This window comes from Victivallis lenta (assembly GCF_009695545.1).
Taxonomy (GTDB): Bacteria; Verrucomicrobiota; Lentisphaeria; order Victivallales; family Victivallaceae; genus Victivallis; species Victivallis lenta.
Map to the genome: position 1 here is coordinate 38,196 of NZ_VUNS01000015.1, position 18,466 is coordinate 56,661.

Here is an 18,466-nt window from a genome sequence, read left to right on the forward strand (position 1 = left end):
CGTTCATCTCCATTCCGCAATATTCCGATGCCGTCTCAATGCCCGGAGGCCTGATCGACGAACTCCGCCCGGGGATCGTCGTAGACCTCTTTCCTGAGGTTGCCGGTGATCCGGGCCGTCCCGAGCGCCGAGACCATGCCGTCGCTGACGTTGAGCGCCGTGCGCCCCATATCGATGAGCGGCTCGATCGCGATCAGCAGCCCCGCGATCCCCACCGGCAGTCCGAGGGCGGAGAGAACCATGATTCCGGCGAACGTCGCCCCTCCCCCGACGCCCGCGATGCCGATGGAGACCACGGTGATGGTCAGGACCATCACGAGAAAGAAGCCCGGCGTCATGGTCCGGCCCACGGTCGGCAGCACCATGACCACCAGCATCGCCGGATAGATCGCGGCGCATCCGTTCTGCCCGATGGAGACGCCGAGCGAGGCAGTCAGATTCGCGACCCCGCCGGAGACGCCCATCTTTTCGGTCAGGGTGCGGACCGTGAGCGGCAGGGTCCCGGCGCTGGTCCTGGAGGTGAAGGCGAAGGTCAGCGCCGTCAGCGCCTTCCGGCAATAGGTCAGCGGATTCAGCCCGAGCGCCGCGAGAAGGGCCGCGTGAACCGCAAACATGGCGAGAATCGCCGAATAGGAGGCCAGCACGAATTTCAGCAGTTTCAGAATGCCGGAGAAATCGCTCCCGGCGACCGTGCCGGTCATGAGCGAAAAGATGCCGTACGGCGTCAGCATGATGATCATCATGACGATCTCCACCACCAGGGTGTTGAGCGCATTCATCCATTCAGTGAACAGCTCGGCCTGCTCCGGCTCGTAAGTGCGCACGCCGATGACCGCGATCCCGACCAGACAGGCGATGAGGACGACGGAGAGCGTCGCATTCGCTCCCTGTCCGGTCATGGCGTAGAAGGGATTGGAGGGAATGATCTCCACAATGGTCCTCTCCAGCAGCCCCATGCCTCCCGCCGCCTCCTCCAGCGAATGCGCGGTGGCCGCTTCGGATTCCCCGATGGCGATGCCCTCCGCGGAGAGGCCGAAACCAATGGCCGCCGCCCCTCCGACGGTCGCGGCGACGGCGGCCGTCCCGAGCAGAAAGACCAGGGACCAGGCCGCAACCCGCCCCAGCTGCCGGCCCGACTTCTGGTTGATGATCGCGCAGACGATCGACACGAAGATCAGCGGAATGACCGCCATTTTCAGCAGACGCACATAGATCTCCCCGACGAGACCGATCCACCGCATGCTCTGCGCGACGGCCCCGGCATCGAACCGGTTCAGAAGCGCCCCGAACGCAATCGCGCCGCCCAGCGCCCCCAGCACCAGAATATTGAAGGAGACCTTTTTCCGCTGCAGGATGAAAAGGCCGGCCATGCACAAAACGAAAATGGCGATACTCAGAATAACCACAATCCCCCCTTGTCCGATCAAAAATGAATGCGGCCGAAGCCTTCCGGCCCGGCGGCTGAACTTCTCCCCGCATTTATTATAACTTTTCCCTTCCCGAATTGCAAGCCGCCCGGCCGACTTCGGGGAAATTTTCACGCTCCGCGCGAACGGCCGCCGGTTCCCGGCCGAAAATGCGCCCTGCGGGGTTGACCTCCGCCGTTTTCCGCTGTATTCTATAACAGGGAGAAAAATTTTCAGCTTCAGGAGGAGAAAATCATGAAGAACCACATCGGAATCGCGGAAAAATTAAACCGGGAATCAATCCTCCGTTCGGGGGGCGCCCTGCTGCGGAGCCGTCCGAACTGCCGGATCGGAATCGAACGCGAAAGCCTGCGCTGCACGGCCTGCGGCATGCTCTCCGAAGCGGTCCATCCGGCTTCGCTCGGCGGCAAGGACGACAATCCCTACATCACGACGGACTGGGCCGAGAGCCAGATCGAACTGATCACGCCGCCCTGCGAATCGCCCGCCGCCGCCCACCGTTTTCTGGAGATGCTGACCGACATCGTGCTGCGGGAGCTGGCCCCCCGGCAGGAGCTGCTCTGGCCGCTCTCCACGCCGTGCCGGCTTCCGGATGCCGAGCGCATCGCGTGCGCCCGCTTTGAAGAGGCTGCCGAAAACACGAGGCGCCGGAAGCTGCGGGAGAAGTATCCGGTCGAAATGCTGCTGCTCTCCGGCATCCACTGCAATTTCTCATTCACGGACGAATTTCTGCGCCGGATTGCGGACGGCGCGGACCGGAAAGCGGTTCGGGAAGCCGGTTATCTGAAGACCGCCCGCAACCTGCAGCGGCTGCTCTGGTTCGCCGTCGGGCTGCTCGGCGCGTCTCCGGCCGGAACGACCGGTATTTCGGTCCGCAACTCCTCCGCCGGCTACAAAAGCGCCTGCTCCGCACAACTGGACTACACCTCGGTTGCGGCCTACTGCGAAAGCGTGAACCGCTGCCTGGAAACCGGGCTGATCGCCGCCCCGAGCGAGCTGTATACGCCCGTCCGGCTGCGCTTCAGCGAAAAACCGACCGGAGGACCGGTCGAAATCAACCGGCTGGAGCTGCGCTTCATCGACCTGAACCCGTTTGAGAAGTGCGGCATCTCCGCGGCAGACCTCGAACTTCTCCGGCTGCTGCTTTTCCACTGCCTGCTGACCGGGGAATCCGAACTCGAACGGTTTTCGGAGGACTTCGAAACCGTCGCGGAGAACGGTTTCACCCCCGGACAGCGGGAGAAGGCGGCAGAACTCCTCAAGCAGCTCGGTGAAACGGCCCGGCTGCTCCACGTCGAAATCCCGGGAGCGCTGGAGGGGGCCGCCGGGCGGCTGCACTGCCCGGAGCACTCCTACGCAGAACGGATCCGGAAAGCCGGAACGCTCTCCCCGGAATGGCTCCGGCGCGCCGAAACCTACCGGGACGACGCGCTGGCGGAGGCGTGGCGGCTGCCGGGTTTCGACGAACTGGAGCTCTCCACGCAATGCATGATCCGGGAGGCCGTCAAGGGGGGCATCCATTTCGAGGTGATCAGCAGAGAGGACAACATCCTCCGGCTTCGGAAGGGGACGCGGCGGGAATATGTCGTCCAGGCGACCAGGACCTCGCTCGACACCTATGTGACGCCGCTGCTGATGAACAACAAGCTCGTCAGCAAAATGCTTCTGCGCGAACACGGAATCCATACGCCGGACGGCATCGAACTGAGGCCGGACGACGATCTTGCCGACCGCCTCCGGCCCTTCATCGGGAAACGGGCCGTCGTCAAGCCCGTATCGACCAATTACGGGATCGGCATATCCGTATTCGAGCATCCGGCGACAGAAGAACAGCTGCGGGAAGCGGTCCGGCTGGCGGCCGGCTTCGACCGTCATATTCTCGTCGAGGAGTTCTGCCCCGGCCGCGAATTCCGTTTTCTGGTCATTGCGGGAAAGACCTTCGCCGTCACCTTCCGCCGGGCGTGCCACGTCGTCGGCGACGGCGTTTCGACGATTCACGAGCTGATCGAACGGGCGAACCGTCACCCGTGGCGGGCGCCGGGGCATCACCGTCCGCTCGTCACGATCGTGGAGGACGAGGCGATGCGGCAGCATCTGGCGCTGCAGGCGCTCGATTTCGGGAGCGTGATCCCGGCCGGAGAGGACATTCCGCTGCGTCGCATTTCGAATATCAGCGCGGGCGGCGAAGCCTGCGACGCCACCGAACTGATGCCGGAGCGCTTCAAGCGGATCGCGGAACGGGCCGCCGCGGCGTTCGATGCGGTGATCTGCGGCGTGGACATCATCATCCCGGAGCCGCTCGGCCCCGGCTCCTCCTATGCGGTGATCGAAGCGAACTTCAATCCGGCGCTGCTGATCCACGAATTTCCGTTCGAAGGGAAATCCCGCCCGGCCGCCCGCCAGGTTCTGATCGCCCTCGGCCTGCTGGACGACTGATTCCACGGCATTTCCAACCGCAGCGGAAAAAGCCGCTCAAACCGTTTCGCCGCCCCGACAGCCCGGGACCGGCTTATCCGGCTCCGGGCGGTTCCGCCGGTATTCCGTCGGCGGCTGCCCGCAGAAGCGCCGGAACCGGGTGGAGAAATAGAACGGGTCCCCCATGCCGAGCTGGCGCGCGATCTCCGCAACCGGCAGCGACGTGCTCTGCAGCAGGAACTGCGCACGCCGCAGCAGCTGAAACTCCCGCCAGGCGCGCGGCGAAACTCCCGCGGCGCGCTTGAACGCCGCATAGAATTTCGTCCGCGACATGCCGCAGAGCGCAGCAGCCCGGTCCACGGACAGGCTTTCCGCCGGCCCCTGCAGCAGCAGACGCTGGGCGCGGGCGAGCCACTCCCCGTCGCCGCCGCTTTGCTTATGCCCGGCAAAACCGCGCATAAGCGTCTCTTCGAGCAGCGCGTAGGCCAGCCCGTGCCAGCCGGACGCCCGGCGGTGGTCGAGCTGCGACGCCTCAAGCAGCGCCGCCCTCCCCCGCCGGAAGTCCGCTCCCGCCAGCCGGCAGTGCCGCAGCCCCGGAGCCTCCTCCGGCCAATGCAGCTCCGCCGTCAGATGCGGACGCATGAGAAAATGAAACCAGATGAGATCCCAGCCCGGCTCCGACCGGAAAAGATGCGGATGCTCCGGCGCGATGAGAGTCATCTCCCCCGGTTCCGACTCAAAGCGACGCTCTCCGAGGACGATCGCCCCGCGCCCGCCGAGAGTCAGAATCAGACTCCAGTCGTGCAGCCAGTGGCTCCGCCATTCGCAGAAGCCGTTCTCAATAACGCGCGTCCGGCCGGAGAAGAAATCCGCATCCTGGCTCGGACCGAGTGTCACCTGTGCCATTTTTGAACAAAATTAAAGGTTTCCGGAACAAAGTCCCATTGGGTTTCCGCTTGTTTCATGCCATAATATACGCAGGATACACCGAAAAAGCAAACCATTTCTCAGGGAGGAAACAGGACAATGTTCGGACAGACAACCCCGTCGGAAGAGAAGATCAACATCGAAGAGTTCCGGGACAAGATGCTCGGCTGCTGGACCGGCAAGAACATCGGAGGCACCCTCGGCGCCCCGATGGAGGGAAAGCGGGAGATGACCGACGTGTCGTTCTACGTACAGGAGCTCGGCGGAAATCCCGCCCCGAACGACGACCTCGATCTTCAGCTGGTCTGGCTGCTCGCGGTCGAACAGCGCGGCGCCTACCGCCTGAACGAACGCATGCTCGGAGAATACTGGATGCGCTACATCTCCGGCCCGTGGAACGAGTACGGCACGGCCAAGGGAAACATCGTCAACGGACTCTATCCGCCGCTCTCCGGCTTCTGCAACAATGAAAAATGGAAGAACAGCAACGGCGCGTGGATTCGTTCGGAAGTCTGGGCGTGCCTTTTCCCCGGCGCGCCGGACGAGGTCATGCGCTTCGCCTGGCTCGACTCCTGCGTCGACCACTGCGGGGACGGGATTTACGCGGAGATCTTCACCGCCGTGCTCGAATCCGCCGCCTTCGTCGAGAGCGACGTACGCAAGCTCATCGACATCGCGCTCGCGCGGATTCCCGCCGATTGCCGCGTGGCCCGCAGCGTGAAGCTCGCAATCGAATGTCATGACTCCGGAATCGACTGGCGCACCGCGCGGAACCGCATTGTCGAAGAGAGCGCGGACCTCGGCTGGTTCCAGGCCCCCGCGAACCTCGGCTTCGTCGTGCTCGGGCTGCTCTACGGCGAAGGCGATTTCGGCCGCAGCATCTGCATCTCCGTCAACTGCGGAGACGACACCGACTGCACGGGCGCGACCGCCGGCGCGGTGCTCGGAATCATCAGCGGAAGAAAGAACCTGCCGCAGAAGTGGATCGACCCGATCGGCAACGCGATCAGAACCGTCGCGGTCCAGAACTATCAGCTCTATGTTCCGGCCACGCTTGAGGAGCTGACCGACCGGGTGATTCACGCGAAAGTCCAGGTCGAGCGCGAAAACCCGACGCTGCCGCGCCTCACCACCGGTCCGACCCGGATCTCCGAAGCCTTCCGCGAACGTTTCGGGAAGGCCGGTGAAGCGGCGGAACGGGTGCTGGCGCGTTCGAGCAGGGCGCTCGGCTTCGACCTGCCGTGGGGACTCCTGACCGTCGAATACGGCACGAGCCCCGTCACGGCGCCGGGCGAAACGCAGCGCCTCACGATCTCGATTACGGAGTGCCCGCATGACAACCGGCTCGCCTGCTTCAACTGGCAGCTGCCGGAGGGGTGGACGATGAATCCCGGTCCCTCGCAGGCGCTCCAGTGCAAGCAGCGGATGACCGCGTTCCTCGCGGTCGAAATCACGCCGGGGGAGTTCAGCGACTCCGTGGTTTACCTCCCGGTCCGCCTGCGGCTGTCGGACCGGAGATCCCCGCTCTGGCTGGCCGTCCCCTTCCAGCTGCGCGGCGCGGTCGGCCAGGAGGACCTCGTGTACAGCGAATGGTATAAGGACGACGAAGACCGGCTCTTCGCCCGCCGTGCCGAAAAACTGTTTTTGAAGTGAGGTACGGCCGGATGAAATGGAAAAACAAATGCGGTGCGGACGGACTGAACGCCTGTACGAAAGTCGGAATGCTGTTAGCGGCGGTCTGCCTGATAGCCGGCTTGTGTCATGCGGAGGAAGGAAAGATATTTCCGATTGCCGGCGCGCCGGATCTCGAAAAGCTTGACTGGAAAGCCTCGGACGAATATTGCCGGGTTGAGATGCGGAACGGCAGGAAATTCCTTGTGATTGATGTTCCGCAGGGAAAGGAAAAGGGATCGCACTGGTTCCGCGCGGCCTTCGACCCGGCTCCGCTTCGCGGAAAAAACGTTACTTTTCTATTCCGGTATCGGACGCAAAATGTTTCCACACCGCCGAAGAAATATTACGGCAGCAAATTTATGGTCAGTTACCGCGACGCTTCCTCGGGAGAGAAATTATGGCCGGACGCCGGACTGCAGGAGGGAAATGTCTCGTGGTGCGATGGAGCTTTGCAAGTGACCTTCCGCCCCGGAGCGGCCGATGCCGAAGTCATGCTCGGCTTGCAGGAAGTCTCGGGAAGAATCGAATTCGAATTCGATTCATTGAGGAGCGGTTCCGTATTCAGCCCCGCAGCCCGGATCAATTTGGACTATAAAGTCAAATATCCGCAGAAAACGGAAAAGCATTCCCGGCTGCGCGGCATGATGTCTCCGGCCGGCCCGATGACAGAAGAAATGTTCCGTACCTTGAAACAGTGGAACGTCAATCTGGTTCGCATGCAAATCATGCGCAACTGGAACAAACTCAATACGGAACTTGACCTCGATGAGTATTACCGCTGGCTGGACAAGCGGCTCGATGAAATCGAGAATGCGACCAGACTTGCGGAAAAATACGGCATCCGGCTTATCATCGATCTGCATTCTCCTCCCGGCGGAAAATCCTCCCTCAATCATATGAGAATGTTCTGTGAAAAAAAATATGCGGATGCTTTCCTTGACTGCTGGCGCAGAATCGCCGCCAGGTTCAAAGGCAATCCGGCCATCTATGCTTATAATCTGCTCAACGAGCCGGTACAGGCGGTGCCGGCTCCGTACGACTACTGGAATCTTCAACGGATGGCGGCAGCGGCTGTACGTGAAATCGATCCGGATACTGCGATCATGATTGAATCCAATGAAGCGTCCCGTCCGAGAGCCTTTGCATATCTGTCACCACTGAGGATGGACAATATCATCTATCAGGTCCACATGTACATGCCGTTGACCTATACGCACCAGCGAATCAGGACGGCGGGGCCCAAAATTGGCTATCCCGGCATGATTGACGGAGAAATGTGGAACAAAGAAAAGATTCGGGAGACGCTTCAGCCGGTACGGGATTTCCAGCTGCGTCACAATGCCAGAATCTATGTCGGTGAGTTTTCGGCAGTCGCATGGGCTCCGGGCGCAGACCGTTACCTTCAGGATTGCATTGATATTTTTGAAGAATACGGCTGGGAGTGGAGTTACCATGCGTTTCGGGAATGGAATGGCTGGAGCGTTGAACACGAGGGAACCGGTCCGGACAACATTCGCCCGGCGAAGAATACAAGGCGCAGGGAAGTTCTGCTGAAGGCGTTCAGAAAAAACAACAAATAACCGGGAAGGAGAACCATTCATGAAATATCAGAATAAATTCACTCTTATCGAATTACTTATTGTGATTGCGATCATCGCAATTCTGGCGGCCATGCTGCTGCCGGCATTGAACAGATCAAGAGAAGCGGCAAAGAAAACGCAATGCATCAATACACTCAAGCAGTATCTGTCGGCCGGACAGTTTTATGCCGCAGACTCCGATGGCTGGTGGGTTCCGGTGCGGGAACCGGGTTATGGCAGGCAGTGGTACAGAATTCCCGCATTCGTCAATTATCTCGGAATCAAACGCAACAGTGATGCAGAATACACGGATCGCTTTCCTGTTTCACTGCTGTGCCCGGTTTCCCGGGGGGCTTTGCATGACCTGCAGAATGGAACCGGCAATGTTACCAGCTCTTATGGAATGAGTTATGCTACGGTCTGGGACACCACCAGAGTTTATCGGCTGAATCGGCTGAAGCGCCCGAGCTCTTCCGCATCATGGACAGACGCGCTCGATTGGATGCTTTATAACAGCAACATGCCCGGTTATCTGGCCAATGAGGAAAGCATGGCAGGCGACGGAAGAGTTGCTTACCGTCATTCGCAGTCGCTGAACGCCGGGATGCTCGACGGACATGTGACGAATTACAGTTACCGCTATTTGCAGCTTCCCGAGAACTTCAACCGGATGCTGAAGAATTTTTACTGATACCGGAGAGGATAAAAAGAAGCACCTGTCATGGTGTATTGTCATCCCCCGAAGTCCTTTCCGCGTGATTGATGTTCCGCAGGGAAAGGAAGAGGGATCGCACTGGTTCCGCGCGACCTTCGACCCGGCTCCGCTTCGCGGAAAAGACGTCACGGCGGCAAGCCGGCTGCGGTTACGGCGAGGGCGTGACTCCGGCAGAAATTCAATCCCTGCTTGAAGTGTCGTCGTAACCGCCAGGCTCAGAGCCGCGCGCGGTACTGGCGCGGCGAAAGACCGGTGCGGGCGCGGAAAGCGCGCGAAAAGTGGCAGGCGTCGAAGTAGCCGAGTTGCAATGCGATCTCGCCGATCGGGAGATCGCGCTGTTCGAGCAGAATGCGCGCCCGGCGAATCCTCAGGCAGCTGATGTAGCCGGTCGCCGATCCCCCGGTCCAGCGCCGGAAGGCGGCGCGGAACGCCGATGGACTCATGCCGGCCGTCTCCGCCAGTTTCCGGACTGAAACCGGTTCGGCCAGATGCCGGTCGATATAGGCCATGACCGCCGACATGCGTCCGGGGGACGGAGCGACGCCCCGCTCCGTCCCGTCATGACGCAGCATGCGGACGAAAAGATCCGTCAGAAGCGAACGGGCCAGCAGCCGGGCGCCCGGAGCGCCGCCGGTCAGTTCGCAAACCAGTCCGGCGGCAAGCGCTTCAAGCCCGTCCGCCTCCCCCGCCCCGAACGAATAGAGTTTGCGCGAATCGCGCCGCGTCCAGCCGTCGAAAAGCGCGGCAAGCTCCGGGTCGGACGCAAAAAACGCCGGGTCGAACAGGATGTTGTAAAAGACGCACTCCGGCTCCATCTCGTAGCTGTGCAAATCTTCGCTGCAGAGAACGAAAAGATCGCCGCTCAATACCGGATACGGAGACCCGTTGATCCGGCAGACGCCGGAACCGCGCGTCACCAGCATCAGCTCAACGCAGTCGTGCCGGTGAAGCGGAATCACCCCTGCCTTCCGGACCTGCCACGCCGCAACCGGAAACTCCTCCTTGCAGTAATCCCCAAGATGATAACAGTGCATCACACTCTCCATGCTTCAAACCGGCCCCGGAGCACCTTCCGGAACGGTCCCCGTCACGAATCTTCCCGGACCAGCTCCATCACGATATTCTCCCACCGCGTCAGGCGTTCCGGCCGGTATCGGACCGTGCTGATATCCTTCAGAATGAGTTCCACCGGGCAGTCGTGCTCCCGGCAGAGCGCCAGCGTGTTGCGCGTCTCCTCGCGGATCAGCGCCTCATCCATCTCCGGAAAGGCCAGCAGCGCCGGATTCGGCTTGCGCGAAAACACATACTCTCCGCCGAGCTCTTCGGCGCAGCGGTCCTGCTTTGCCCACGGACTTACCGACACCTTGCGCAAGTCAGGACATCGCGGTCATGAGAAAAATCCATTTGCCTTCCTCCCCCGGCTATTTCGGTTCCATATTCCGGCTACTGCTTCGACTGCAGGGATTTCACCGGCTCCCTGCGGCGCAGTTCCGGCATGATCCGGTCGCGGAAGATGACCGGATAGTAGAGAAGCGGATCGGTCACCACCTCGGATTTTCCGGTCAACTGGCCGGCCCAGACCACCCGCCGGGTCGCCAGCTCGACGAGCTCCGCCCAGAAGACGACCGCCCCCTGACGCCGGAACGTTCCGCTGCCCGGCGCATCCGGCAGCGCGGTCGCTCCGGCGTAATCGACCCGGCAGATCAGCGCATAATCCGCATATTTCATGCCGGTGAAATCCCGGCGCTCCAGCAGGTCGGCGAAATTCTGATAATACGGAGAAAGAACGACACGGACTCCCCGGTCGAGCAGCAGAGCCTGAATGCTTTCGACGCTGCCGCCGCCATTCCCGCCGCCATCGAGCTCAACAACGACCGTCTTGCCGGTTCCGGCCAGCGCGCCGGGCGCGGTGCCGTCCAGCTTCACGCGGCGAAACGCGCGGTCGACCAGAAGCTCGTTGGAAGGACCGAACGCATAGCCGGAAAGATTGCCGGAATCCATCAGTGCGACCACGGCGGGCGAAATCGCCATCACGCTCGTTTCGCGCCCCATGGCGTCGTAGAGCCAGAGCAGCGGCTCGTTGTTGCCGACATAATTCCGATAGCTCTCAACCGGACCGGCCCAGAGCAGCCGGTCGTTCCGCACGTCGCAGAGTTCGAGCCACGCACTCGCCGCCGCGAACCGCTGCAGGTACGGCAGGCCGTAACGGTTCGCGCTCCAGCTGCGGAATACGTCCAGCGAAATCGGGCGGGCGCGCAGAAAATAGTCGACACCGGCACTTTTCGCCCCCTCCGGCCCGTTCACATAAAGAGACCGGAACGCCTGTTCGAGCCCGGCGTCATAGCGGTCGATGACCGTCACCTTCTCGGCGTTCGCCGCCAGCAGCGAAACCAGCGCCTGCCGGACGACCCGTCCGGCTGGCCGTCCGTCGCCGACCACAACCGCCACCCGGGAACCGTCCTCCATTTTACCGAACACCGGAGCCAGGTTCCAGGTCAGCATGGCCTGCCGCTGCAGCGCCTCGTCGGTCATGCCCGAGAAGAATTCGCCGCGGCTGAAATCGAGCGTGCCGTCCTGCATGGCACGCGCCATCTCCCGGAATTTCCGCTCCACCAGAAGCGGGTTCGGCGCATCATCGCGGAGCGCTTCCGCAATGCGCGCCGTTTCACGGCTGCTCATGCTCGCCTGCGACGGCGCGTTTTCCGGCGGGACGACCTCCTCCATGCCGTTCCGGCATCCGGCAATCACTCCGGCGGCAAAGACGGCAAGCGCGATCCGGCCGATTCCGTTTCTTCTCATTTTCCCTGCTCCTTCTGCACCGGCAGAATGCCTTCGGCGATTTTTTTCATATCCTGCACGATCGTTCCGGCCAGAATGCCGGTACGCCGCACGTCGACGACTTCAAGCATGCGGCCCGGAAAATATTCCTCTCTGATCCGATCCACAAATGCTTTCTTCTCATAATTCCTGAGCTTCAATCTCTCATACGCATCGGCGGCGGTCAGGTAGTGCTCCGCATTCTGGTGCTTCCAGACGAATACGCCGTCCACGCTGTTCATGGCGATATACTCCTCCCAATGCCTGAACTCCGGCGTTCCCGGAATCAGGTCCAGAAGCTCGACCTTCAGCGGCTTCACATTGTCGGTCAGCAGCACATGCAGCTTGCCGCCCTTCCGCTCGTAGGCCGGAACCGTGATCTTCACGAGATACGGGCGGCTCTCGCGGATCAGCTCGAACGTGTGTTCGACCGGAGTCAGCTTGCCGTACAGCTTTTCGACATCGGCCAGCAACGTGGAAAATTCGCCGAGCGGACCGTATTCAATGCGTACGCCGAAGAGCTCGCAGCTCCCGTATTTGCAGAAACGGTCGGCCGGGATCGGCTTCATGCCGGGCTTTCCGAACAGGAACACCCCTTCGCCATCCTGAATCGAGGTCCGGCTGGCCAGCACCGGGAACGGCCGCGAAAGCGAATCGTACTCGCGCGAGACCTTCATGGAGGAACCGAACAGGGCGAAGTCGTAAAACGACCGGCCGGCCGTAATCCCGCCGTAGAGCTCCGGCTTGCCGAAGAACATCGGAACGATCAGCTCCGGCACCGTCGAAAGGAACTCCGGGAAATCCGGCAGGCGGCGCGCCGTTTCGATCAGTTTCGGCAGCTCGTCGACGTCGAGCCGGTCGCAGGTGCCCAGCAGCGCGGCGAATTCGGGACGAAGTCCGGAAACTTCGGTCGGGGCCGGCGGTTTGCCGGCCAGCGGCGGCAGCAGGTAGAACTCATCGCTCAACCGGTCCATCGACTCGAGCACCTTCGGGTCCGACAGGTCGAAGCAGTCGGCCGACTCCCGGAAAATGCGCGTAAAACGCTTCTCGACCGCCGCGAGCTCCTCCCGGCGGTCGGCCAGCTTCAGCATGGCGCGGAGCTTCCCGCCCTCGTCGAGCAGCTTCGCCGCGAATTTCCGGCGCTCTTCGCAGGCCGGATCGGCCAGCAGGACGCCGTAGGCCGCCACAGCCAGCTCCGCCCGGCCGGGCGGAGGGTCGGGCAGCAGAAGTTCGCCGAGCAGCTGCGCCGCCTCAAGGTCGCCCTTGCCGAGCGCGGCCTTCTCCCACCAGCCGAGCGCGGCATCGCGGTCACGCTGCACGCCGAAACCGTCAAGATGGAATTTGCCGAGTTCGACCATCGCCTTCGGATAACCGTTCTCCGCCGCGCGCGTCATCCAGAGAACAGAGAGCGCCGGGTCTCCGGAACGATAATATTCGGCCAGCTCATACTGGGCGGCCGGCTCCCCGTTCTCTGCCGCGCTCCGCATGCGGTCGAACGAAGAGCATCCGGACAGGGCCAGCAATCCGGCAACGGCCGGAATCAGTAAAAAACGTTTCAAAATCCGCCTCTCTCTCATAATCCGGTGGAGATTCCCCACTTTTCCTCAACCTTCGGCCGTTCACTCTTCGGTCCGGCGACCGGAGACGTCAGCGACTTCGCCTTTTTTTCGCTTTCCGCGACCGGGTCTTTGACGCCGGACTTCGGGATCGGCGGCAGCGGCGTGAATTTCCCGCCCGCGACCTTGCCGAGCAGAATGTCCACCGGCTCATCCGAATACTGCACCCGGCGCAGCTCTCTGCCGTCGGCGTCCGCCAGAAGAATCAGCCCGTAGCGGTTGTGGAGATCGTACACCTTGATGATCTCGTCCTGGTTGTTCTTCAGCCGTGCGCTCTCCTGAACGCCCTGCCGGATATCGACCAGCACCGGGATGTAGGTGTCCGCCGCGCTCCGGAACTGCGTGCTCGGAAAAATCCGGTTGATCAGGTAGTCGCTCGGATCGTGCTTCGCCCCCGAATTGATATAGACGACCATGACCAGCCGGCCGTGCCGCGCGGCGATCCGTCTGGCCGCATTCAGGTTCGTATTCCAGACGATGCCGTAACGTTCCTCCTCATATTTCGCGCCGAACCGTTCCCGGACATACTCCCAGTTGAAATAACACCACGCCGCCCCGTAAAGGACGACGACCAGCAGCGCGAATTTGATCAGACGCCCCGCAAGAAGCCGGGCGGAATTCTGAACACTCATGGCTTTTCCCCTCCCTGATTGACCGTATTGCCGGATGATCCCTCCTCCGGCTCCGAAAGTCTGCGCAGCAGCTCCCCGGCCGGTTCGCCCTGGTACGGGATGCGCCGCAACTGCTTCCCGGCGGCGTCGATGAGCAGCAAAGTGCCGCTGTCCCGCTCGCCGAGGTTGTAAATTCTGGAAATCTCCTCGCGGTTCCGGCGGATTCGCGCCGGCTCCCGCGGCGTCCGGGCCGCCAGCAGAAGCACGTAATTCCCGGATTCGCGCCGGAACTCTTCCGTGTCCAGGACCCGCAAGGCAAGCAGACCGGCCGCATGCGGATGGCTCTTCCGCTGCAAATCCAGATGGACGAGCAGGATTTCCCGGCCGCTTTCAGCGGCCTGACGCCGCGCCGTGTTGAGGCTGGTGTTCCAGACGATGCCGTACACCTCAGCCCGCTCCTTCGCCTCGAAATGCTCCCGGATGCGCCCCCGTTCCAGGTACAGCCAGACTCCTCCGGCAACGGCAGTCAGCACCAGAACCGCCCGGATCGCGCCGGCCCACGCCCGATTCGCCGCATTCGCTTTATCCATGGAACTTTGCACCTCCCCCCTTATTTCAGAGACGCTCCCACGCGAGACGCGCCTTCCAGGCCCGGTCGGACGCAAGCTCGCGCGATTTCGACTCCGAGATCAGCCGCAGAATCGGCTCCGTCGACGAAAGGCGCAAACTCAGAAAACCGTCCGGCCAGTCGAAACGCAGCCCGTCCGTCTCCGAAACGGCCGCCTCGTCGCCGAATTCATGCATCATCTGCCGCAGCATCGTATATGCGTGCGGAGAATTCGACGGGATCGTCTGCTTGACCATCTCGTAGCGCGGCAGCTTTTCCAGCTGGCGCCCGAGCGGACCGCGCACGGCGATCGCCTCCAGCAGCAGCCCGGCCATCAGGAAGCCGTCGAAGCCGCGCAGCGCGGAAGTCGTGAAGCCGCCGCTCCCCTCCCCCGCCAGCGCCGCGCCGGTCGAACGCGCAAGATCCACCACCCACGCCTGGCCGACCCGCGACTTCTCGAGAATCGCGCCGTGGCCGGAGGCCACATCGTCGAGGGTCCGCGTCGTGCAGACGTTCGTCACGACACGCACACCCTTCGGAAGTTTGCCGAGCACGTAGTCCGCCACCAGCGGATAACTCATCTCCTCGCTCAGAGGTTCGCCCGCGTCGGTCACGATTCCCATGCGCGACAGGTCGCTGTTGAAAACGACTCCGGCCGCCGCGCCGAGCGGCCCGACGATGGTCCGGATCGGAGAACCGCTGCGCGGCCTCGGCTCCGGCTCGCGCGGAATCGTGCCGCACGGCGTATCGTTCAGGGCGATCAGCTTCACGCCGAGCAGCGACGCGAAACGCTTTGCGTAAGCGGCTCCCGCGCCGTTGCAGAAGTCCGCCAGCAGCGTGAGCTTCGCCGCGCGGATCGCCGCGAGGTCGAGATTCCGTTCGAGGAACGCCCAGTATTCCTCGAGCTCCGCGGCGTCGAGCATCCGCGCCGGGCGGACCCGGCCGGCCGGAACCGTGATGAAACGTTTGCCGAGATAAAGATCGAAAAGCTCCCGCTGCCGCAGGTGGTCGAAATACGAACCGTCGGCGGCGAGCGGAATAAGGGCGTTCATCCCGGCCGCCTGATGGCCTCCCGTAATCAGGATGCCGCCGGAATAACCGCCGGCCGGAATCAGGCGGTGCATGAGTCCGGCGGTCAGGATGCCGCCGTCGACGACCTCGCAGCCGCCGCCCGCAAGCGCGGCCGAGACCGCGCTCTTCAGCATGGCGGACGAAGTGCGCGGGTCGCTGCCGACCAGCACGGCGCCCTCCCCGGCGAAAGTGGCAAAAGCGGATGCGAAATCGCTCGCCGCCCCCGGCGTCAGCCCGGTGCCGACCACGCCGCGCATGCCGGAGGCGCCGAGGGTCAGCAGCCGGGTATTGAGTTCCTGCATGATGACGCTCTCCTCACATATGGTTTCGCCAGTTAACATAGCATGCCGGAAGCGCTTTTCCAAATGGCCGCCCCGAAAAACCCTTCGCGCCGGCCCGCGCGCCGATGCGCCCGCCTGCCGAAAAATCGAAAATTTCTGCGGAGCGGGGGTGAAAAATCGCAATCCGCGGTGTATATTACGAAAATTCCCGTTTCATAGAAAGCAACCTCGCAAGGAGAACCAACATGAGTTGTCCGTATCAGTGCTCGCATGAAGTCGAGCAGATGTGCCGCGTCGCCAAAGGCGTCAAACACGGCCCGGCCCCGATTCCGGAAGAGGGTAAGTGGGTCAAATCCAAGCAGATCTCCGATGTTTCCGGCCTCACTCACGGGGTGGGCTGGTGCGCGCCGCAGCAGGGCGCCTGCAAGCTGACGCTGAACGTCAAGGACGGCGTGATCCAGGAAGCCCTGGTCGAAACGCTCGGCTGCTCCGGCATGACCCACTCCGCGGCGATGGCTTCGGAGATTCTCCCGGGCAAGACCATTCTCGAAGCGCTGAATTCCGACCTCGTCTGCGACGCGATCAACGTCGCGATGCGCGAGCTCTTCAAACAGATCGTCTACGGTCGCACCCAGACCGCGTTCAGCGAGGGGGGGCTCCCGATCGGCGCCGGTCTCGAAGACCTCGGCAAAGGGCTGCGTTCGCAGGTCGGCACGATGTTTTCGACCCTCGAAAAAGGGCCGCGTTACCTCGAAATGGCCGAGGGCTACGTCCTCGAGCTCGGCCTTGACGAGAACAGCGAGATCATCGGTTACAAGTTCGTCCATCTCGGCAAGATGATGGAGGCGATCCGCAAGGGCGTCGAGCCCGCCGAGGCCTACAAGGCCAACGTGAAGAGCTACGGCCGCTTCGACGAAGCCGTCAAAAAGATCGACCCGCGCAAAGAATAAGGAGTTCATGACAATGAGCGTGAAATTTGAAGGATATGAGCGCCGGATCGCAAAAATCGAAAAGGCGTTGAAGGAATACGGCATCGAATCGCTCGAGGCCGCCCGCGACCTCTGCCTCTCCAAGGGCGTCGATGTGGACAAGATCGTCCGCGGCGTCCAGCCGATCGCGTTCGAAAACGCGGTCTGGGCCTACACCCTCGGCGCGGCCATCGCCCTCAAGAAGGGTTCGAAGAACGCGGCCGAAGCGGCCGAAAACATCGGTCTCGGGCTGCAGGCGTTCTGCATTCCGGGTTCGGTGGCGGATTCGCGCCAGGTCGGCATCGGCCACGGCAACCTCGCCGCGATGCTGCTGCGCGAAGAGACGAAGTGCTTCTGCTTCCTCGCCGGCCACGAGTCGTTCGCGGCGGCGGAGGGGGCGATCGGCATCGCCAAGACCGCCAACAAGGTCCGCAAGGAGCCGCTCCGCGTCATCCTGAACGGCCTCGGAAAGGACGCGGCCTACATCATCAGCCGCATCAACGGCTTCACCTACGTCGAAACCGAGTACGACTACTACACCGGTGAACTCAAGATCGTCGAAGAGAAGGCGTTCTCGAACGGCCCGAAGGCGGCGGTCAGGTGCTACGGCGCCGACGACGTCTCCGAAGGCGTCGCCGTGATGATCAAGGAGGGCGTCGACGTCTCCATCACCGGCAACTCGACGAATCCGACCCGTTTCCAGCACCCGGTCGCCGGCACCTACAAGAAGTGGGCGATCGAGAACGGCCGCAAATACTTCAGCGTCGCCTCCGGCGGCGGCACCGGCCGCACGCTGCACCCGGACAACATGGCCGCGGGCCCGGCTTCGTACGGCATGACCGACACGATGGGCCGCATGCACGGCGATGCGCAGTTCGCGGGCTCCTCCAGCGTTCCGGCGCACGTCGAGATGATGGGTCTCATCGGCATGGGCAACAACCCGATGGTCGGCGCCTCCGTCGCCGTCGCGGTTGCGGTCTCCGAAGCGAAGTAAGCTTCGGGATACCCGGAAAAAATTCCCGGTCCGCCATCCGGCAGGGCCGGGATTTTTTTATCCGCCGCTCCGGAACGTCACGCCCAGTAACCGGACTTCCGGCTGTCGTTCAAACGGATCTTCTGCCGGATCAGGTTGACGAGGAACTGCTGCTTCTCCGCATCGAGGCTGCGGCCGATGAACCGGCGCCTGCCGTCCGCCGTCACAATGGCGACGCCTTCGACCTGACGGCCGTTCTGCTGCATACCGGTCGGCTCCACCGCGACCTTCCGGATGTCGGCCAATTCCCAGCGCCGCCGCCGGCCGATGCGGCCGATGCCGGAGAACATCTCCAGCGCCCCATCCCGGAACCGGAGCTCGCTCCGGCCGAAAAGCATCATTGCGATACCGAACAGGAACCCGATTCCGACCAGTTGAAACGGAAGCATGAACAGCTTCGCAAACCACGGGGAATTTCCGGCACACCACACCGCTACAGTCAAGGTGCCGGTGACGCCGCACCAGAACACGGCAAAGAAGCAGAGAATCCAGACCGCATGACTGAAGTAGCGGAAAACGATCCCTTCCCCCGTTCCGTCGTCCGGCAAAACCCGCATGCCGCGCGGCGGCCGGTCCGGGCGGAATCCGGCCCGGACTTCGAAATCGGCGAGCTCGCTGTAACGGTGATTCTTCCCGCACCTGCGGCAGAACGCGACGTCGGTAGAGACGTTGAAATCCTCCACAGGAATCTCTTCTCTGCAATCGGGACAGTAAATCATGCGCA

At 62.4% G+C, this 18,466-nt stretch carries 16 protein-coding genes; 6 read left to right on the forward strand and 10 right to left on the reverse strand.

Features of this window, described 5'->3' with window-relative positions:
* Positions 1-35: 35 nt before the first annotated feature.
* Positions 36-1,406 (reverse strand): cation:dicarboxylate symporter family transporter, encoded by a 1,371-nt coding sequence (locus FYJ85_RS13615; RefSeq protein ID WP_206213181.1) that lies wholly within the window; start codon positions 1,404-1,406, stop codon positions 36-38.
* A gap of 255 nt (positions 1,407-1,661) precedes the next feature.
* Between FYJ85_RS13615 and gshAB the strand changes: the two genes are divergently transcribed.
* Complete coding sequence (gene gshAB / locus FYJ85_RS13620; protein WP_154419218.1) at positions 1,662-3,863, forward strand: bifunctional glutamate--cysteine ligase GshA/glutathione synthetase GshB; 2,202 nt, start codon at positions 1,662-1,664, stop codon at positions 3,861-3,863.
* A 36-nt stretch (positions 3,864-3,899) separates the two neighbouring features.
* On the opposite strand, the gene FYJ85_RS13625 is transcribed toward gshAB, so the two are convergent.
* Entirely contained in the window at positions 3,900-4,748 is an 849-nt protein-coding gene (locus FYJ85_RS13625; RefSeq protein WP_154419219.1) for a helix-turn-helix domain-containing protein, read from the reverse strand.
* Between the two features lie 120 nt (positions 4,749-4,868).
* On the opposite strand from FYJ85_RS13625, the gene FYJ85_RS13630 reads away from it, so the two are divergent.
* From FYJ85_RS13630 to FYJ85_RS24200, 3 genes are read left to right on the forward strand one after another with little or no spacing between them, the layout of a single operon-like run.
* Positions 4,869-6,422 carry an ADP-ribosylglycohydrolase family protein gene (locus FYJ85_RS13630; RefSeq protein WP_154419220.1) on the forward strand — a complete coding sequence of 518 codons (1,554 nt, stop codon included), beginning with the start codon at positions 4,869-4,871 and terminating at the stop codon, positions 6,420-6,422.
* A gap of 11 nt (positions 6,423-6,433) precedes the next feature.
* Positions 6,434-8,023 (forward strand): glycoside hydrolase family 5 protein, encoded by a 1,590-nt coding sequence (locus FYJ85_RS13635; RefSeq protein WP_154419221.1) that lies wholly within the window; start codon positions 6,434-6,436, stop codon positions 8,021-8,023.
* Between the two features lie 19 nt (positions 8,024-8,042).
* Positions 8,043-8,714: a prepilin-type N-terminal cleavage/methylation domain-containing protein gene (locus FYJ85_RS24200; RefSeq protein ID WP_154419222.1), complete on the forward strand. Its 672-nt coding sequence runs from the start codon at positions 8,043-8,045 to the stop codon at positions 8,712-8,714.
* A gap of 239 nt (positions 8,715-8,953) precedes the next feature.
* Here FYJ85_RS24200 and FYJ85_RS13645 read toward each other — a convergent pair whose 3' ends face one another.
* From FYJ85_RS13645 to FYJ85_RS13675, 7 genes are all read right to left on the reverse strand, one after another.
* Complete coding sequence (locus tag FYJ85_RS13645; protein WP_206213182.1) at positions 8,954-9,772, reverse strand: AraC family transcriptional regulator; 819 nt, start codon at positions 9,770-9,772, stop codon at positions 8,954-8,956.
* A gap of 53 nt (positions 9,773-9,825) precedes the next feature.
* Positions 9,826-10,101, reverse strand: a complete 276-nt coding sequence (locus tag FYJ85_RS13650; RefSeq protein WP_154419224.1) for a hypothetical protein — start codon at positions 10,099-10,101, stop codon at positions 9,826-9,828.
* An 80-nt stretch (positions 10,102-10,181) separates the two neighbouring features.
* Positions 10,182-11,537 (reverse strand): hypothetical protein, encoded by a 1,356-nt coding sequence (locus FYJ85_RS13655; RefSeq protein WP_154419225.1) that lies wholly within the window; start codon positions 11,535-11,537, stop codon positions 10,182-10,184.
* Positions 11,534-13,114, reverse strand: a complete 1,581-nt coding sequence (locus tag FYJ85_RS13660; RefSeq protein ID WP_206213183.1) for a tetratricopeptide repeat protein — start codon at positions 13,112-13,114, stop codon at positions 11,534-11,536. The genes FYJ85_RS13655 and FYJ85_RS13660 overlap by 4 nt, the downstream gene beginning before the upstream one ends.
* Positions 13,115-13,128: 14 nt before the next feature.
* Positions 13,129-13,803, reverse strand: coding sequence for a hypothetical protein (locus FYJ85_RS13665; protein ID WP_154419227.1), 675 nt, complete (start codon positions 13,801-13,803; stop codon positions 13,129-13,131).
* The gene (locus tag FYJ85_RS13670; RefSeq protein ID WP_154419228.1) at positions 13,800-14,372 is read right to left on the reverse strand and encodes a hypothetical protein; all 573 of its coding nucleotides are present in this window, start codon (positions 14,370-14,372) and stop codon (positions 13,800-13,802) included. Before FYJ85_RS13670 ends, FYJ85_RS13665 begins: the two co-directional genes overlap by 4 nt.
* A 25-nt stretch (positions 14,373-14,397) precedes the next feature.
* Positions 14,398-15,762 (reverse strand): phosphohexomutase domain-containing protein, encoded by a 1,365-nt coding sequence (locus FYJ85_RS13675; RefSeq protein WP_206213184.1) that lies wholly within the window; start codon positions 15,760-15,762, stop codon positions 14,398-14,400.
* 224 nt (positions 15,763-15,986) lie between these two features.
* Here FYJ85_RS13675 and FYJ85_RS13680 point away from each other — a divergent pair, with 224 nt between their 5' ends.
* Positions 15,987-16,691, forward strand: a complete 705-nt coding sequence (locus tag FYJ85_RS13680) for an iron-sulfur cluster assembly scaffold protein (protein WP_206213185.1) — start codon at positions 15,987-15,989, stop codon at positions 16,689-16,691.
* A 13-nt stretch (positions 16,692-16,704) separates the two neighbouring features.
* A complete protein-coding gene (locus tag FYJ85_RS13685) occupies positions 16,705-17,703 on the forward strand; it encodes a GGGtGRT protein (protein WP_106051860.1) in 999 nt (332 codons plus the stop codon).
* A 77-nt stretch (positions 17,704-17,780) separates the two neighbouring features.
* On the opposite strand, the gene FYJ85_RS13690 is transcribed toward FYJ85_RS13685, so the two are convergent.
* Positions 17,781-18,461, reverse strand: coding sequence for a hypothetical protein (locus FYJ85_RS13690; protein ID WP_154419230.1), 681 nt, complete (start codon positions 18,459-18,461; stop codon positions 17,781-17,783).
* Positions 18,462-18,466: the final 5 nt, after the last annotated feature.

Coding starts and splice junctions, on each gene's coding strand:
- FYJ85_RS13665 (WP_154419227.1), bottom strand. CDS start 13,803: ATGAGTGTTCAGAATTCCGCCCGGCTTCTTGCGGGGCGTCTGATCAAA.
- FYJ85_RS13690 (WP_154419230.1), bottom strand. CDS start 18,461: ATGATTTACTGTCCCGATTGCAGAGAAGAGATTCCTGTGGAGGATTTC.
- FYJ85_RS13670 (WP_154419228.1), bottom strand. CDS start 14,372: ATGGATAAAGCGAATGCGGCGAATCGGGCGTGGGCCGGCGCGATCCGG.
- FYJ85_RS13655 (WP_154419225.1), bottom strand. CDS start 11,537: ATGAGAAGAAACGGAATCGGCCGGATCGCGCTTGCCGTCTTTGCCGCC.
- FYJ85_RS13645 (WP_206213182.1), bottom strand. CDS start 9,772: ATGCACTGTTATCATCTTGGGGATTACTGCAAGGAGGAGTTTCCGGTT.
- FYJ85_RS13675 (WP_206213184.1), bottom strand. CDS start 15,762: ATGCAGGAACTCAATACCCGGCTGCTGACCCTCGGCGCCTCCGGCATG.
- FYJ85_RS13635 (WP_154419221.1), top strand. CDS start 6,434: ATGAAATGGAAAAACAAATGCGGTGCGGACGGACTGAACGCCTGTACG.
- gshAB (WP_154419218.1), top strand. CDS start 1,662: ATGAAGAACCACATCGGAATCGCGGAAAAATTAAACCGGGAATCAATC.
- FYJ85_RS13685 (WP_106051860.1), top strand. CDS start 16,705: ATGAGCGTGAAATTTGAAGGATATGAGCGCCGGATCGCAAAAATCGAA.
- FYJ85_RS13625 (WP_154419219.1), bottom strand. CDS start 4,748: ATGGCACAGGTGACACTCGGTCCGAGCCAGGATGCGGATTTCTTCTCC.
- FYJ85_RS13630 (WP_154419220.1), top strand. CDS start 4,869: ATGTTCGGACAGACAACCCCGTCGGAAGAGAAGATCAACATCGAAGAG.
- FYJ85_RS13680 (WP_206213185.1), top strand. CDS start 15,987: ATGAGTTGTCCGTATCAGTGCTCGCATGAAGTCGAGCAGATGTGCCGC.
- FYJ85_RS24200 (WP_154419222.1), top strand. CDS start 8,043: ATGAAATATCAGAATAAATTCACTCTTATCGAATTACTTATTGTGATT.